Here is a 15,097-nt window from a genome sequence, read left to right as displayed (position 1 = left end):
CATCGATCCAGATCATCACGCCATCCGACCGCAGCCGACATCGCGATCACCCACGTCTATCGCCGTGGCATGCGAAGCCGCCATAACCGGATGGGTTCCCTCAACCTGCCAAAGTAGTGCTAGCGGCCATCGCCGCCAGCAAGGCGGCAACGGCAGCGTTCGACGCCTTCGAGGCTGCAATTCCCGGAGAGGGCGTCACGCTGGAGCAATCCAGGCACGAGGATGCCCTTTGCGAGGCCGACGTGAAGGCGCAGATGGCCGTTTAGCGAACCGTCCCAACGACGACGGCCGGGCGTCACGCCCTCGTTAGGTTCGCCCTCTCCCGGGTTGCCCGCGCCACCCGTCCAGACGGCGACGTGGAGGACGCTGGCTATCTGTTCGGCCTGATCCTCGACGCCTTCGCGGGCATGGTCAATGCCGAGCCGGCCGGGATGCAGGTCGCGCAAGCCGCCGAGGAGGCGCAGGCGAAGCCGGATACTGACGACCTTGCCCGCTGCTCAGCCGAGCAAATCGACCTGACGAAGCTCGACGTGTTCCAGCTTTCGGCGCTGTTCGAGGCGTATCAGGTCGCAAGGTTTTCGTGGGAGGGCGTCGCAGCGCGACCCTATTGCCATGCCGACGATCGCCAATCTCGCTTCCACCCGACAGAACTCGGAGAATTAGTAAAATTCGAGGAGGAACGCGCTTCTTGGATCATGCAGCGGATCGAAAAAGAGATGGCAACCCGCAAGCCGCGAGATGATTTTGAGCGCAACGAAATTCTGATGCTTCGTACTCAGTACGAAATGAGGTGTAACAGTCGCATCAGCGAGAACGCACTATTGCTCGACATTATTCGCGCCTGGATCGTCTGAGCCGTGGCTGACATCCTCAACTTCCGGCCCCGCACCAAGCCCTCCCGCCAGCCTGACACTCAGGCAGCATTCCGTGAACAGATCGAGGTCGCAGCGCAAGCCGCCCTCGACACCGCCGACAAGCTGATTGCCATCCTCAACGAGATGGATGGCGACCCCGACCTTGAGGACGGCGCCGACGCCGAGCCGTCCCTTGGTGCCCCTGAGGGCTACGCCTCGCAGATCGTGTGGCTGCGCGGCTCAGACCTCGACCTTGAGACCACTACTCCGGAGAACCGCGCGTGAAGACTTCCGCCACCGCCCGCCTGTCCCTCGCCCTCGGGCAGCCCCGCGGCGTTGCCTTCGGAATGATGCGGCTGCGCGCCATCCGGCGCCAGGTGCTCAACCGGGCGGGTCACGAGGCCGGGAAAGGCAACGTCATCACCGCGACCGCCCTGATCGTCCTCTATCTGGCGGGGTGCTGATATGCCGACCGCGATCCCCGTCTCAGAGGCCCGGTTGTCGCCCCGCCAGGTTGCCCGGTTCCTCTGGCTCTGCATCCGGGTCCGCTACCTATTCCGGCAGATGGAGTGCGCAGCTCCGTTTGAGCGGGCTTCAAATTTTGTTTCAGGCGCAGCCCTGTTGCAAAAAATCCATTAGCGGACCCGGGTTCAGGTGTGAAAAAGGCTTAAGAGGGCGCATAAATACCCCTTGACTCGTGGCTTGGGGGGTCTAAGTATCGTGACTAATAACACCCCCCACGCCTCTCCATGGAAGCGCCTCAGGGGGGTTTTCTTTTGTCTAAAATAGATTTTGCTAAACCTGCTCTTAATATAAACGATCAAATTGAACTACTTAAGGAGCGTGGCCTAGAAATAGATGATGAAAGAAAGGCGACTTATTTTCTTACATATGTTGGATATTACAGGCTGTCAGGATATTTCCGCTACTATGCCGACCCCAATGACCCTCAACTAGAACGTCTTAAACCGGGCACATCATTTGAACACCTAATGGACGTGTATGCCTTTGATAGAAGATTGCGCGCTCTTCTTTCAAGATCCTTCGAGCGTATTGAAGTCGCCATAAAGGCAACTCTCTCCGGCGAAGGGGCGGTTACTCACGGGCCGTTTTGGTTATGCGATGAAACGCATTTTGACCGCGGCTCGCATGGCCACATCAAGATGCTTATGGACGAGTATATTGGGGATCGAAAGGCGGCCCATCAACACATATTCATAAATCATTTTATGCAAAAATATTCAAATCCTTACCCTCCTTGTTGGATGATGATGGAACTGTTTTCCTTTGGTGCAATATCAAAAATATATAAAAATGCAAAAGGACCCATTAGAATAAAAGTTGCGTCGCATTTTGGTCTTCAGCATGATATTTTGGAAAGTTGGCTTCATTCGCTAAGCTTCGCCAGAAATGTTTGCGCGCATCATGGGCGTATATGGAATAGAAAATTTACGATTAAACCAAAAATACCTAAAGTCTATGCTAGTCATTGGCCGGCAAGCTCTCATGACAGACTATATGTATTATGTGCTATGATATGGCATCTGATTAATATCATAGATGGCAACTCGCCTTGGAAAAAGCGGCTGCTGCATCTGATCGACACACGGCCTAACATCCCCCTTCGAGCGATGGGCTTCTCAGATGGGTGGGCAGATACGCCGCCTTGGTCGACCCCTCAAATAAGCGGAAGCACCGCCAAAGCCGCGCTATGACGCGCTTCGCCTATGCGCTTCTGTATGCCTTCAGCGCAGCCGGCCAGCGGAGCCGCGTGCAGGGGGTCGGTGCCTCAGGGTTGATGGCCGGGTAACCAATCCCCATCATCTTGCGCATGGGCTGGGTTGCGTATTGGCCCCGCGCCCCGTCAGGCCACCCGGCCGGCGGGGCTCGCTGTTTCAGGAAATGCTTGGACTGCCGCTAGCCGCGTCGATAGCTCTCCTCATACCTTAAACGGTCGATGCGACGCTGAGGTGCGCGATGCGGTTCATGTTCGTTGCCTTGCCTATCCTGATGTGCTCTCCGGCTGTGGCGCAGGAAGTGCCGAAGGCCATGCGTGGGGTTTGGGCCGCATCAGGCAACGATTGCGAAGCCTACTACCAGAACCGTGCCACTCCCCCGACCGGGGACAACCTGCTCGTCATCTCGCGTTCGGAGGTCCGTGGGCGTTCGTCCGCGTCGGTATCCCAAGCCGGCGCCGGGGCATTCCAGACCAACGGCTCGGGGTTTGAAGGCGTGAGGATGAACTATCGTCTCCGCAATGGGCATATTCTCGCGGAGACGATCGGTGATGCCCGCGCGGCAGGGCTGTTCCTTCGGTGTGCCGACTAGCGCACCGCCCCTTGAGCGTTCCGCAAGCTGAACTCTTGAAAGCGGGTTAGAGCGCGGGTTGTCGCGGCGGCGGTGTCTGTCGCCGACCCGGCGCCCTGGACGTTGACGGTGATGTTCTGAGGCATGTTGAGGGTCTTCGAGGACGAGTTGTCGGTGTTGCTCACACCAAGCGGCTGTTCGGCCGCTCCATGGGTTCGCGAGAAATCCATTTTACCCAACGCGGCGCTGAGGCGGTTCCAATGGCCGTGATCATTAGCGATGACTTCCGCATCGCTGACATTCGTTGCCTGTCCTATAGGCCGGCGCTCAGGCGCGGCGCCTGTGCTTCCAAGGAAACGCGCCACGTTGGCAGCTTCCGTTCGCTGCATCTTCTCCGCATGGGATCGGACGGTGCCGTAGCCGTCGCTGCGATCGTACAGCCCCGGGCGACCCGCGCTGATGGTGCTGTATAGATCCAACAGCCCCATGCCTGGCTTGAAGCCGCGCGACTTGAGAAACCTTACAACCGCGGGAAGCTGCTCTTTGAAACTTTGCTTGTCGTTCGCGCCAAACTGATCACGTTCGCTTTTTCCGAACTGGATCAGCCCCATGTAGTTACCGCCCTTCCCACCCCATACGTTCGGGCGGAACTTGCTCTCGTAGCTGATGACGGTGGCAAGATCCTCCGGTGAGGTGCCAAGCTCCTTGGCGGCCTGCCGCAACGCGTCGGCGTTTTCGCCCGTAAAGTTGTAGTTGGTCTGATCGGCCTTGGCTCCCCGTTCCGCACGAGCTCGCATCCCCTTGCCGGGACTATCACCACCGAGCCACGTCGGCATGGTCCTACGCCACCATCGCCCAAGACTGCCCTGGTTTTCCTTCCCGACATCACCCATGGGGTTCGCGTCGAGGGCGCCGCCCGTCGCAGGATCGGCACCGCCGCGGGCCACGGCCTTCGGTAGCTGAGTTGCCACTGCCACGCCCGACAGCGCCGCAGCGCCGCCAAGCAGCACGGCGGGGTTGAGGCCCATCCGCAGGAGCATGGCGGCCCAGCCTGCCCCAACGCCCGTGAAAGCGGCCAGGATCTTCACCAGCCACACCGTTGTCAGCCAAGTTGCGAAGACCTCGAGTCCACCCTGCAACCCCTTCTCGCCAGTGATGGACGACGTGATGTTGCCGAGGCCCGTGACGAGCGGGGTGATAGCGTCGACCACCTTCATAAAACCAGCCGCAAGCGCCATAGCAGCCTTGCCGGCGTTCTCAATCCATACGCGGATTTGGTCTGGGTTCTGTTCGATCCAGGCCCGCAGTTTGTCGATGATCGCGGCGATGGCCGGCACGAAGTCGGTCATCAGCTTCTGCGCGACGACCTCAGCAGACATCTGCAACGATCGGAGCGACTGCATCAGGGCAGTCGATTTCCGAGCGGCGTCCTCGCTATCAAGCCCAACGCGGCGGGTGGTCTTCTCGTACTCTTCCTTAAACCTCTTTAGCCCGTCGCTATTATTGCGCAGCGCTCGGAACGTGTCTTCGTCAATGCCAAGCGTTTGAGCGTAGGTGTATCCGATATGGTATGACTGCTTTCGGAACACCTCCCCGAGGTCAGATAGGATATCCGTCGTCTCGCGGAGCTTGCCGTTCTGGCGCGTGGCGACGCCAAGCGACCTCACCAACCCCTCATAACCGGGGTTCGTCCGCATCTGCTTGGCGAACGCCTCGACGGACGCTAGAGCACCCTGGTAGGATCCTCCTAGCTGCGAAACGGCGTAGGCCAGCCCTTTGAGGTTGTTGATAGACGCGCCGGCCTTCTGCGAGACGTAGGACAGCCCCTCGAACGCACCGGCCACCTTGAGGGCAGCAACCGTCGCCGCAGTCGCCATAGCAGTCAGGCCCGTCGCCAGCCCGGCCACGGCAAGCTCTGCCTTCTTCAAGCCCTCCATAAACCGCTTCTTGCTGGCCTCGTCCTCGCGGTACCCGATTGAGATCAAAAACTGCTTGAGGATATCGTCTGCCATGACTGGACCTTTCTAAGATTTAGTTCTGGCCGGCCATGGGCTCGCCGAGGGAGATGCCGCGCTGCGCCTGCGAAATCGGGATGCCCTTGTTGCTGCTCAATGCTACGCAAGTTGCAGTCGTGTACCAATCGCTGCTACGTGTATCACCCTGATGATCGACGTACAGCACCTTGTAGAGACCATCGACCGTCACATCAGGAATGAGGGTATTTGTGACGGCTCCCGTGTAAGATGCGTCGAAAACCTGCCGATCTATGCTGTTTTGATCGATCTGAACAATTGCTCCGACCACAATGCGCGGATTGAGCAGCGTCCGCACGACAATGCCGCCGATTGTCTGCTGTGGGCGGCCAATCATTCCGGTGCGGCTGTTGAGCACTATGGCGCCGCCGGGGAGTGTGCCTGTATTCTTGACCATCTGAAATTTTCCATTCTGAATGCTCGGCGAGCATTGAGTGGCAAATGCAATGGTCCGAAGCTTATCCACTGCCATGCCAGTGAGAACAGCACCGCGAGGGAACCGCTTTGATCCTAGATCAGCGATGAAACCAAGTTCGACACCGTGAAGCTGGAAGGCTTTGAAACATTCCATTACTTGATCGCAATAAGTATGCCCTGCCGCCAGCGCCTTGTTGACAACACCATAGTTTATAGCCGTGTCTGCGTCGGATGCCAGGCTGAACACGAAGCTGTCGACGGGGCTGTCTTTGCCAGCAAAAGTCTGGATGATCTCGCCCTTGAATATTAATCCGACATTACCTGGGTAGCCCGCTGATAGGCTGACTTTGCCAAGCTCCTTTATAAATTTAGCTTCGCTCGACTGCGCGAGGTTGTATACCTTAATGGCGGCCCGGTTCGGCGACATCTTATCGCCGTGCTCCACGCTGAAACTGAACCGCAGCGTGGAGCCAGCCTCGCCGCCGATTGTGATGGTGTCGCTGCCCTTCTCGAACGTGAGTTCAGCCGTGCGGAGGTACTGGCGGGTCACGCGGCCTCTCCATCGTCGGGAGCATGCAGGCCGAGGAAGGCGTCGCGCAGCACGCCGCGCTCGCGGATCACCTTGAGAGCTGCGAACAGGGCATCAGCAAAGGTGTGCGCGTCAGGCAGGGCGGCGGCGGGGAATAGCTCGCACTTCACCAGGGCAATCTCGGCAACGGCGGCGCCGGCTCGGAGCGCGACGACCATCGGCTCGGCTTCGTCGCGCTCGGCGTGCAACAGCAGCACCTCCAAGCCGCCAACCTCGCCCATTCGGCAAATCTGCGTCATGTCCCGGCCGGACAGACGCGAAGGGAAGTGCAGAACGTCACTCATAGCGGGCCCGCCAGGAGGACCCACCAGCTTGGCGTGGGCGTCCTCATCAAGTCACCAGATCAGAGACTGCCGCCGCGCGGATCACTTCATCAAGGACGGCGGGAGCGATGGCGTCATCATCTCCGCCGGCGATCAGGAAGCCGGCCACGCTGAACAGGGCGATGGTCGCGACCACGTCCGGATCCGCCGGCAGTCCGACGCGCTTCAACACGCCTTCAACGGCCGCCATGGCGCCGGTCATCGGGCGGGTATCCATGACGCTGGCGGGTTCGACTGCGGCGAAGGCCTCGCGGGCGGCGTCTGCACCGTCGCTCATGCGGCCTGCCTCGTCGCCGGGGCAGCGCCGTTCGGCGGGGGCTCATCGGGATCAGGTGGAGGCTGCGGCTCGCTACTCCTGAGACCTGCGGCAAGCGCAACACGAGCGGCGGCGGAAAGCTTCACGCCAGATGCGCGAGCCTCAGCATCAAGCGCTGCCCGCATAGAAGCAGGCAGTCGAAGATTGATCACGTTGTCACAAGCGGCTCTCACGGAAAATTCTCCGCACGATCACTGCATGAGTGAACCACGGAAATGCCGATTGTGTTACAACCTTATATCCTTTGCGTACCCTGCGTCCCTTGCGACGCGGATTTTTCAACTCAATCCTCGAGAAGCCGAGCCGCACCGCCGTGTATCAACTTCTCACCACCAATCTTCTGTGACAGCGAGGGCGGTAATTTCCTAAATACATCCGTGATTGCGCCGAGAACTGCTCGCTCTGCCTCGCGACGCGTCTCGACATCTTCCCGTATGGATTTCCCATTCTTCTCTTCAATGCGCTGAATGTGTTCGGCTGGAATGCGCCAGAGAGTAAAAAGATCATCTCCTCCGCATGACTCAATCAGCGCGTCTGCGCTTTTTTCCATCAATTCAATATTTTTGTTGAATAGCCGCTCAAGCGACTTAACGTACACGTTCAGCTTTTCCATGATGTCGTCTGAACCATCCAGCGACCTCTCAAGGCGAAACTCCATCTCTTGCGCCATCGACCGACCGGAGGCGTCGGCGGCTGCGGTCAGCTTATCCCGCAGCTCGGGGGTTACCCGCGCCTGAATGGGGAAGCGCGGAGCGCCGGTCTTGTCGTTGGGGCGACGGGCCATTGCGTCCTCTCCGTCTCTTACGTCTCCGCAGCAAATATCATTCGGTCCGCCGTCCCACAAGGCTGTTTAAGCAGCATATGTGCTTTTTGTACACCAAAGCGCTTGCGATACATCCCGTACCGCGCTAGTTTGTACAGCACTGGTGCTTTGAAATTGGAGGCTCGGATGAGCGTCTTCAGCGAAGTGGTGAAGCGAGCGCGCGAAGGCCGATCGGTGAAGGTGCCCGACCTGGCCGAAGCCAGCGGGTTCTCTCGAAACGCGCTCTATCAAGCGATCAAGCGGGAGGAGGTGGGTTCGATCCGGTTGGGTCGGGCGACTGTCGTCCCTGCGCATGAGGCCTTGCGGCTGCTCGGCCTCAAGCCCGAGAGCATCGCCGCCTGATCTTCCCGCCGCTGGCGGGCGCGGCCTGCCGGCTATCCGCAGATGCTCCGACGCGCAGACAAAAAAGGCCCCGCAACGGGGTCACCGCGCGGGGCCTAAAGGTCAAAAATCGCTGTGACCGTACATAAGCGCACCGCCGTACATCGGCAATCTATTTCGCACATCGACCCCGCCATTCCCGTCTGGGATGCCAACGACGCTCGCGAGCTGCAGGTTCGGACGATCGCCCGCCGCACGGGGCATCCGGTCGAAACCTCTCGCGCGTTGGCGGATCTCGCCTTCTCCCGGGTTGATCGCTGGGGGGCGCGGGCATGAGCTGCCTCATCGCCGCAGAGACGGCGCCCCCTCCCTTTCATGGTACCGATACGCCCGTGTTTGAGGCGCTGGCTGAGGCGCTGATAGCTGCCCAGACCTACGCAGGGGCGGCCGCGGATTTTGCCTCCATCCACGACCGGCGCGGGGCCGCCTACGGCATTCGGTGCGCCGCGGCCTGCATCGCAAGTGCGGCTTCCATCCTCGAGGAGGTGAAGCCGGCGCCCCGCTCTAAGCCTGGTGCGGCCGCATGAGCCGGATCCCCACCAAGATGCGCGGCATCATCTTGGCGTGCCGGGAGAGCGACGCGGCGTTCTTCCGCCGGCGCCCTGATCGTCACCACCGCGTGCGCCTCGCCGCGCACGCCGAGATCGTTCTCGCCCGTGCCGAGGGCGCGATCACGGCTCCGATCCCGGTGGGCGTTCGAGGGTTCGTGGCCGTCGAGCGCCGGCCCGACGAGGCGTTAGCCTGGGCCCTCGGGTTCGAGATCACGCACACCAACACGGACGTGGACGAGCGGACCGCGCACAGCGCCTTCCGTCGGTTCCAAGCGCATGACGACGCCACGCTCTGCAATCTTGCGGAGCGTGTTCGGATTGGAGGCGCCACCGCTTGACGGTCGCGGCGCCCCCGCCCTCCGGTGTCTCTGGGCTCACACCTACGCAGGTCCGCAGCCAACTCCTGAGGATGGGGTGGCCGTGCGTCCTCCCGATCGTCGCCCACGACAACACGAAGCACAACGGACGGGGCAAGGCTCCGGGCATCCGCCGGTGGGGTGAGCGCGCTCTATTCGAAGGGCCCGGCACCTCCACGGCAGACCTCACCGACTGGGAGAAGTGCGAGCGGAAGTGGCCCGGGACCGGAATGGCCTGCGGCGACATCGTCACGATCGACGCCGACTTCATCGTTGAGCCGGACATGGCCGACCGGGCCCAGGCTCTCGCGTTCGAGGTGTTCGGCGAGACCCCGTTCATCCGTCAGGGGCAGGCCCCGAAGGTCGCCTTGGTCTACCGCGCCGCCGAGGCGATCCCGAGCGTCCACCTCAAGACGGCCGACGGCTCCGGCGACGGCATCGACGTGTTGAGCACGGGGACGCAGTTCGTCGCCTACGGCGTCCATGCCAAGACCCTCCAGCCCTATTCCTGGATCGGGGCTGAAACGCCCCTGACCGCCGGGCCCGATGCGGCCCCGGAGATCAACCAAGCGCAGGTTGACGACTTCCTGGCGCGCCTTGGCCGCGTCGTCGAGTTGAACGGGACCGGGGGGCGGGCGGGGCGGGGCAAAGGCACCGGGTCCGGCGGCGGGCAGATCGTCCGGGATGAGACCGGTATCGTGGTCGATGGGCGCGAATTTCACCTGACCCGCACCGTCTACGCCGTCGCGCTCGCGATGCGGGACGAGGGCGCCGAGATCACGGTTGCGTCGCTCGCTGGCCGGGCCTGGGAGGCGTTCACCGCCTCGACCCTGCTGGATGATGCCCGGTGGTCGCCCGAGGCCGCCCGGGTGAAAGCCGCGGCGCTCCTCGACCGGGTGCGCCGCGGGTTCGTGACCCTCGCCCCGCAGCCCCCCGCGCAGATGCCGGCTGCGGCCCCGAGTTACCTCGACCACCGCAAAAACGTCGCCGAAGCGGAGGCAGAGACCCGCGCTGTCGTGGAGGCCTTCTTCGGGCAGCACGTCCCGGCCTGGAAAGCCGACCGGGAGGCTTGGGAGGTGAGCGCCGAGGAGGCGAAGGAACGCGATCAGGAAGCGCCGGCCGAGCCCACCCCGACCTCTTGGGCGGCCCGCGTCGAGACCGCTATCGGCAAGACCGCGCTCGCCATTACCGGCGCGGCACAGGCCGCCAAGGATGGTCAGCGCATCGTCTACGCCGCCCCGATGCATTCGCTACTGACCGAGCTGCAGGAGCGGTTCGCAGCCCAAGGCGTCGAGGCCCGGGTCTATCGCGGCTACACCAGCGCCGACCCGGACGCGGAAGATGCCGCGATGTGCCTCGACCTGCCGGCGATGCAGGATGCACGCGACGCGGGCGGCTCCATCCGGGCGGCAGTGTGTGAGCGGCGGGTGGACGGCCTGCAGTACCTCTGCCCCTTCCACGCCCTGTGCGGAATGCAGCGGCAGCGGCAGGCCAAGCCGCAAGTCTGGCTGATCCCCCACGCCCTGCTGTTCCAGTCCCGCCCCTCGTTCATCCCGAAACCCGACGCCCTGGTGATCGACGAGGGCTTCACGATGGGGGCCCTGCCGGACAAGCCGGCCTGCATGTCGCTCGACGCCATCAAGCAAGCCCCGTTCGAGCGCGACGATGACGGCAGCGTCTTCAGCAACGCCGCGAACGACCTGCAGAGCGCCCGCGGTGCCCTGCTCCGAGCGCTCCGGGCTCACGACGAGGACGGCCCCCTGAGCCGGGAAATCCTGCTTCAGCACGGCGTCACCAAGACCGTCGCCGCCAACGCCTACCGCCTTGAGTGGATGCGCCAGAGAGAACCCGGGATCACGCCCGGGATGCCCCCGAAGGCGCGCAGGGCAGCCGCGGCAGCGGTTGCAGCCCACAACAAGGAAATGCGCCTCCTCGCCGGCCTCTGGGCCGAGCTGCGCACGTTCCTGGAAGGGAGCGCTGCCGCCTCCGGACGCCTCTATCTTCGCTACGACCGCGAGGCCGAGTGCCGGGTGATCGAACGCCGCTCCCTCGGCACGGTCCGCACCTCGTGGTCGGCCCCCGCTCTCCTCCTCGACGCCACGTTGCCTGAACCGGCGCTGCTCGCCCCCGTGCTCGGCCATCCCGTCGAGGTGCGCGCCGACATCACCGCACGGTGGAGCCCCTACGTCCGAACACGTCAGATCGTCGGCGCGCCAGTCACCGCCCGCAAGCTCGGGATCATCGAAGGAAAGGAATTCGACATGCCCCGCCGGTCGGTGGTCGACCTGATGCGGCTGATCCGGCTGCGCGCCGCGCTGGCCTTCCCCCGCATCGTGGTCGTGATTGCGCCTCAAGCCCTGGTAGCGAAGCTCTCGGAGATCGGCCTGCCGGAGAACGTCGAGACCGCCCATTTCGGCGCAGTCGCCGGGATCGATCGGTGGGCGACGGCAGGCGGGCTGATCTGCATCGGCCGGTTGCAGCCGGGGCCGCGGATCGTCGAGCCGCTGGCCGGCATCATCACCGGCGAGGTGACCCAAGCGCTGCCCGAGGGCGAAGCGGGGGGCGCCTGGTACCCGCGGACCGAAGGCGGGATCCGACTGGCGTCGGGCGCGACGGTGAAGGTGGAGCACGAGTGGCACCCCGACTCCGTTGCCGAGGCGCTGCGATGGCAGATCACCGAGGCCGGGCTGATCCAGGCCATCGGTCGATTGCGTGCCCTGCGCCGCGGTCCCGACGCCCCCGCCTTCGTCGACATCATCAACGACGTGCCGTTGCCGCTCAGCGTGGATGCCGTCGTGTCGTGGGACGAGGCGAAGGTCGGCGCCTGGGCCGAGATGGCGCCCGAAGGCGTGCTGCTCGAAAGCCCGGCCGACATCATGGCGTGCTTTCCGGAGGTAGCCCCGACCCGCCAGGCCGCCCGCGAGGCGCTTCCGCCGACGATGGTTGTAACGTCTATAAGGGATATAACTATAGACGTTACAACCATCGTCACGGCGGGCCAGAACACCCCCGGAACGGAGGTCTCCGGCACCCCTAAACACGTCGGGGCCATCGTCAGGCAGGCGACCTACAAACGCCGCGGGCGCTACGCCCCGGCCAAGGCGATCCTGCTCCCGAACGCCCCAGCGGATTTTGAGGGCTGGCTGTTCGACCGGCTCGGCGCCTTTAAGTGGGTGAAGATTGAGGAGCTCGAGCGGGCGCCGCAGGTTGAGCCAGCCGAAGTCTCGACCCCGCCCGCTCCGGCGAGCGCCCTGCCGCTCCGTGCGGCCGACTACGATCCCGAACTCGTCGCCCGCTTCCGGCGCGTGGTCGACGTTCCCGCCGCTGCCGAGCGGTCTGCGCCAGTCAAGGCCGAGGTGGTGCGCTGGGCTCTGCCGTCCGACGCCCGGCCGATCCGGTGGGCGCCTTCGATCCAGGCGGTTCTCGCGACAATGACCCCGATCCGATTGGAGGCTGCGGAATGATCGACGCCGCCGACCGTTGGGGGCCGTTCAGCCCCGGGATCGATGCCCCCGAACGCATCGCCCGTTGCCGCTGCCTTGAGGCGGTGATCCACCTGGCGACCGGCCCGCGCGGTCAGGAAGCTGTGCGCCTGCTCCGGGAAGCCGAGCGCGACCCGTCCGGCCTCCCCGCCGCCCGCGCGATCAACGCGATGCAGACCCCGGATAAGCGCCACGTCTGGGCAAGCTACGCCGCCCTGAACAAGCCCCATCCCGCAGCCTAAGGATCACCGCATGTTCGTCACCACCAACGACGGCAAAATCGTTAACCTCGACCACATTGTTTCGGCCGAGGAGCCGCGCACCGGCATCGGTTTCTCTGTGATGTTTGCGGACGGCCGGAAGGAACGCCTTCTCCTCCCGGTCGCCGACCTGGATGCCTTGTGCGGGACCATCGTCCCGGCCCCGCCCGGCTTCATGGTGTTCGAGGTGAATATCCCGCCCGTGGCCGAGGCCGCTAAGGGGCTCGTCTGCCTCGACCCGAAACCCATCATCGCCTTCCGCATCTCCGCCGCGGTTGACCGCCCCGTGCCGATTACAGCGGACGGCCCGGTGTCCTCCTCGGGCGGATGGACCTTCGCCGTTCGCGGTCCTGAGGGTCCGTGGGTCGGGCCTGATGGCGATTACGAACGCGCTGCCGACTTCAAGGCAGCTTGCGAGCGCGAGCTTGCCGAGGCTGTTGCTCGCCACCCCCGCAAAGCCGCTTGAGGAGCCCCACCATGGCCGACATCATCCCGCTTCGAGCCGCCGAGCGAGGCACCCCGAAGCATCGCTGGACCGTGCTGCACGTCTATGGCCAGACCGGCGGCGTCGAGGTTGCTCGCTGCACCAAGGAGGGGCGCCCTGGCTGGCTCTACCTCCTCGGCATGTGCTCGGCCGCCTCTGACACCGACGTGCTCGCCGGGGTCCCTGACACCCCGGAAGGCGTCGCCATCCTCGATTTCGTGGCGCCGGCCGCCCTGCGCGCGATCGACCTCGCCCAGATGGATGCTGCGACCGCTGCCGGGGACGCCGCGTGATACCCGTCGAGACCGCGCAGAGGCTCGGCAAGCTCGTGCGCCTGCTGGCGAGCGACCATGACGGCGAGGTGGTCAGCTCCGTGCGGGCCATCGGCCGGACCCTGTCGGCGGCCTCTCTCGACTTCCACGCCCTCGCTGCGGTGATTGAGGAGGCTGCCGCCTGGCCCCGGATCATCCTCACACCGTTCCCACCCGGCGAGCCGGACCTTGGCGATGTCGACTTCGGGAGCATGGCGCGGGACAGCGCCGACCTGATGCGCGAAGCCTACGAGGCGGCCGAGCGCCGGCGGAGAGAAGCAAGAGATGCACCCGATGCGCCCGCCACACGCCACGGCCTGCCGATCTGGGGCACGCAGCGGATCGCGCACTGGGGCGACGTGGTGGAGCACTGCCTGATGCTGGACTGGACGATCCCGAAGGCAGCCGGCGGCAAGTTCCTGTCCCGGGAGGATCGCGACCGGCTCAAGACCTTCCGGTGCGTGTTGAAGCGCCGCCCGACGAACGCCGACGCCGAGTGGATTGAAGGCATCCTGGCCCGGTGCCACGAAGTCCGCGACGCCTGGCGTACCTGCAAGGCAGCTTGAGGAGCACTGCCGTGCCCCGCACTCCTGGTCGCCCGCCCCAAGTGCCGCAGCAGCTGACCGACAACCGGCAGCAGCTTGTTGACGCCGCCGTGGCCCGCGTCGTCGAGAACATCGCCACCAGCCTGCGGGCCATGGTCCCCGAGCACGCGATCCGCCGGCTGATCGAGCTTGAGGTGCGGGCTGCGGTGCAGGCATTGCCGTTGCAGGAGCCCCCTGCCCCTCGGCCGGATCCTCCTCCGTCGTCGGCCCTAGCATCGGATCGGATCGCCTACCGGATCAACGAAGCGGCTGCGGCGATCGGGGTCTGCAGGGCGACGGTCTACAAATTGATTGCAGCAGGAGAACTTCGGGCTGGGAAACGTGGCAGCACGACCCTCATCCGCCGCGTCGACCTAGAGGCGTTCATCGACGCCATGCCGGCATCGCGGGGAGGCCCCAAGGATGATTGATGGGAGCGACCTCATCGAGCTTCAGGTGTAGTCTCGGCCGGCTAGCTGGGCAAGCCACCTTGCGCTGTGGCAATCTCAATCGCCTCCTGCGCGTTCGGCCCTATCGGGTAGTGATGTCGGTCGAGGAAGGCTTTGGCGGCCGCGAGTTGGTCAAGTGCCGAGTTGGGCCTTCGATACTGCTCGGCCATGAGGTCGGAGGTCATCGCAAAGGCGAGTTCCTCGGCCAGCGCAGCGACGAGCGGCAAGGCGTCGGCAAGAGAGTTGGTGGCGATCATTCTGCCAGCGTATGCCCACGCAGCGAATAAATCGAGTCCAAGCCATTCTTGTGCGCGACTCGGATACTTCTCCACCTGGACCAGATTGCGTTGCGCATCCGCTAGGCGGTGTGGACAGTTATCGGAGCCATAGGACGATGGCAGCGATGGTGACCACGGCGGCGTAGTTGCGGGCTGTCTTCTCGTAGCGTGTCGCGACGCGTCGGAACTGTTTGAGCTTGGAAAAACAGCATTCGATCAGGTGGCGCTCCGTATAAAGGGCCGTATCGAGCTCATACTTCCTGGATCGCGAGGGATTGTTCGGGATCACGGCCGTCGCG

The 15,097-nt window shown here is 63.7% G+C and carries 20 protein-coding genes; 13 read left to right on the top strand and 7 right to left on the bottom strand.

Features of this window, described 5'->3' with window-relative positions; genetic code table 11:
* The first annotated feature begins 356 nt into the window (after positions 1–356).
* The 5 genes from FF100_RS35580 to FF100_RS35560 all read left to right on the top strand — a co-directional run bounded on the left by FF100_RS35580 (position 357) and on the right by FF100_RS35560 (position 3,182).
* Positions 357–854 (top strand): hypothetical protein, encoded by a 498-nt coding sequence (locus tag FF100_RS35580; RefSeq protein ID WP_139040719.1) that lies wholly within the window; start codon positions 357–359, stop codon positions 852–854.
* 3 nt (positions 855–857) lie between these two features.
* Entirely contained in the window at positions 858–1,139 is a 282-nt protein-coding gene (locus tag FF100_RS35575; protein ID WP_139040718.1) for a hypothetical protein, read from the top strand.
* Positions 1,136–1,318: a hypothetical protein gene (locus FF100_RS35570; RefSeq protein ID WP_139040717.1), complete on the top strand. Its 183-nt coding sequence runs from the start codon at positions 1,136–1,138 to the stop codon at positions 1,316–1,318. Before FF100_RS35575 ends, FF100_RS35570 begins: the two co-directional genes overlap by 4 nt.
* A gap of 285 nt (positions 1,319–1,603) precedes the next feature.
* Entirely contained in the window at positions 1,604–2,569 is a 966-nt protein-coding gene (locus tag FF100_RS35565) for an Abi family protein (RefSeq protein ID WP_139040716.1), read from the top strand.
* 262 nt (positions 2,570–2,831) lie between these two features.
* Entirely contained in the window at positions 2,832–3,182 is a 351-nt protein-coding gene (locus FF100_RS35560) for a hypothetical protein (protein ID WP_139040715.1), read from the top strand.
* Here the strand turns inward: FF100_RS35560 and FF100_RS35555 are convergent.
* From FF100_RS35555 to FF100_RS35535, 5 genes are all read right to left on the bottom strand, one after another.
* Positions 3,179–5,173, bottom strand: coding sequence for a phage tail tape measure protein (locus FF100_RS35555; RefSeq protein ID WP_139040714.1), 1,995 nt, complete (start codon positions 5,171–5,173; stop codon positions 3,179–3,181). The genes FF100_RS35560 and FF100_RS35555 overlap by 4 nt on opposite strands.
* A 19-nt stretch (positions 5,174–5,192) precedes the next feature.
* Positions 5,193–6,161: a phage protein gene (locus FF100_RS35550; RefSeq protein ID WP_139040713.1), complete on the bottom strand. Its 969-nt coding sequence runs from the start codon at positions 6,159–6,161 to the stop codon at positions 5,193–5,195.
* Positions 6,158–6,484, bottom strand: coding sequence for a hypothetical protein (locus tag FF100_RS35545; protein WP_139040712.1), 327 nt, complete (start codon positions 6,482–6,484; stop codon positions 6,158–6,160). Before FF100_RS35545 ends, FF100_RS35550 begins: the two co-directional genes overlap by 4 nt.
* 46 nt (positions 6,485–6,530) lie before the next feature.
* Positions 6,531–6,800 (bottom strand): hypothetical protein, encoded by a 270-nt coding sequence (locus tag FF100_RS35540; protein WP_139040711.1) that lies wholly within the window; start codon positions 6,798–6,800, stop codon positions 6,531–6,533.
* Positions 6,801–7,122: 322 nt separating this feature from the next.
* A complete protein-coding gene (locus FF100_RS35535) occupies positions 7,123–7,623 on the bottom strand; it encodes a TraY domain-containing protein (protein ID WP_139040710.1) in 501 nt (166 codons plus the stop codon).
* Positions 7,624–7,788: 165 nt separating this feature from the next.
* Between FF100_RS35535 and FF100_RS35530 the strand changes: the two genes are divergently transcribed.
* The 8 genes from FF100_RS35530 to FF100_RS35490 all read left to right on the top strand — a co-directional run bounded on the left by FF100_RS35530 (position 7,789) and on the right by FF100_RS35490 (position 14,502).
* Entirely contained in the window at positions 7,789–8,004 is a 216-nt protein-coding gene (locus tag FF100_RS35530) for a hypothetical protein (RefSeq protein WP_048435064.1), read from the top strand.
* A 562-nt stretch (positions 8,005–8,566) separates the two neighbouring features.
* Entirely contained in the window at positions 8,567–8,932 is a 366-nt protein-coding gene (locus FF100_RS35520) for a hypothetical protein (protein ID WP_139040709.1), read from the top strand.
* Positions 8,929–12,414, top strand: a complete 3,486-nt coding sequence (locus tag FF100_RS35515) for a bifunctional DNA primase/polymerase (RefSeq protein ID WP_139040708.1) — start codon at positions 8,929–8,931, stop codon at positions 12,412–12,414. Before FF100_RS35520 ends, FF100_RS35515 begins: the two co-directional genes overlap by 4 nt.
* Entirely contained in the window at positions 12,411–12,674 is a 264-nt protein-coding gene (locus FF100_RS35510) for a hypothetical protein (protein WP_139040707.1), read from the top strand. Before FF100_RS35515 ends, FF100_RS35510 begins: the two co-directional genes overlap by 4 nt.
* A 10-nt stretch (positions 12,675–12,684) precedes the next feature.
* Positions 12,685–13,158, top strand: a complete 474-nt coding sequence (locus FF100_RS35505; RefSeq protein ID WP_139040706.1) for a hypothetical protein — start codon at positions 12,685–12,687, stop codon at positions 13,156–13,158.
* Between the two features lie 11 nt (positions 13,159–13,169).
* The gene (locus tag FF100_RS35500; RefSeq protein WP_139040705.1) at positions 13,170–13,469 is read left to right on the top strand and encodes a hypothetical protein; all 300 of its coding nucleotides are present in this window, start codon (positions 13,170–13,172) and stop codon (positions 13,467–13,469) included.
* Positions 13,466–14,053 carry a hypothetical protein gene (locus tag FF100_RS35495; protein ID WP_139040704.1) on the top strand — a complete coding sequence of 196 codons (588 nt, stop codon included), beginning with the start codon at positions 13,466–13,468 and terminating at the stop codon, positions 14,051–14,053. Before FF100_RS35500 ends, FF100_RS35495 begins: the two co-directional genes overlap by 4 nt.
* A gap of 41 nt (positions 14,054–14,094) precedes the next feature.
* Positions 14,095–14,502 (top strand): helix-turn-helix domain-containing protein, encoded by a 408-nt coding sequence (locus FF100_RS35490; RefSeq protein ID WP_246102749.1) that lies wholly within the window; start codon positions 14,095–14,097, stop codon positions 14,500–14,502.
* Positions 14,503–14,543: 41 nt separating this feature from the next.
* On the opposite strand, the gene FF100_RS35485 is transcribed toward FF100_RS35490, so the two are convergent.
* Both FF100_RS35485 and FF100_RS35480 read right to left on the bottom strand, forming a co-directional pair.
* Positions 14,544–14,777 (bottom strand): hypothetical protein, encoded by a 234-nt coding sequence (locus FF100_RS35485; protein WP_139040703.1) that lies wholly within the window; start codon positions 14,775–14,777, stop codon positions 14,544–14,546.
* 118 nt (positions 14,778–14,895) lie between these two features.
* Positions 14,896–15,097: transposase (locus FF100_RS35480; protein WP_139038114.1), on the bottom strand; the 202-nt coding region annotated here is incomplete at its 5' end.

This window comes from Methylobacterium terricola (assembly GCF_006151805.1).
In the GTDB taxonomy this organism is placed as follows: domain Bacteria; phylum Pseudomonadota; class Alphaproteobacteria; order Rhizobiales; family Beijerinckiaceae; genus Methylobacterium; species Methylobacterium terricola.
Note: the sequence above shows the minus strand (reverse complement) of the source record. Positions and strands in the feature narration are given on the sequence as shown.

Bases quoted from the DNA above. Each gene is read 5' to 3' on its own strand.
- FF100_RS35565 (WP_139040716.1), top strand. From the start codon at position 1,604: ATGGAAGCGCCTCAGGGGGGTTTTCTTTTGTCTAAAATAGATTTTGCT.
- FF100_RS35560 (WP_139040715.1), top strand. From the start codon at position 2,832: ATGCGGTTCATGTTCGTTGCCTTGCCTATCCTGATGTGCTCTCCGGCT.
- FF100_RS35555 (WP_139040714.1), bottom strand. From the start codon at position 5,173: ATGGCAGACGATATCCTCAAGCAGTTTTTGATCTCAATCGGGTACCGC.
- FF100_RS35545 (WP_139040712.1), bottom strand. From the start codon at position 6,484: ATGAGTGACGTTCTGCACTTCCCTTCGCGTCTGTCCGGCCGGGACATG.
- FF100_RS35540 (WP_139040711.1), bottom strand. From the start codon at position 6,800: ATGAGCGACGGTGCAGACGCCGCCCGCGAGGCCTTCGCCGCAGTCGAA.
- FF100_RS35535 (WP_139040710.1), bottom strand. From the start codon at position 7,623: ATGGCCCGTCGCCCCAACGACAAGACCGGCGCTCCGCGCTTCCCCATT.
- FF100_RS35530 (WP_048435064.1), top strand. From the start codon at position 7,789: ATGAGCGTCTTCAGCGAAGTGGTGAAGCGAGCGCGCGAAGGCCGATCG.
- FF100_RS35520 (WP_139040709.1), top strand. From the start codon at position 8,567: ATGAGCCGGATCCCCACCAAGATGCGCGGCATCATCTTGGCGTGCCGG.
- FF100_RS35510 (WP_139040707.1), top strand. From the start codon at position 12,411: ATGATCGACGCCGCCGACCGTTGGGGGCCGTTCAGCCCCGGGATCGAT.
- FF100_RS35505 (WP_139040706.1), top strand. From the start codon at position 12,685: ATGTTCGTCACCACCAACGACGGCAAAATCGTTAACCTCGACCACATT.
- FF100_RS35500 (WP_139040705.1), top strand. From the start codon at position 13,170: ATGGCCGACATCATCCCGCTTCGAGCCGCCGAGCGAGGCACCCCGAAG.
- FF100_RS35485 (WP_139040703.1), bottom strand. From the start codon at position 14,777: ATGATCGCCACCAACTCTCTTGCCGACGCCTTGCCGCTCGTCGCTGCG.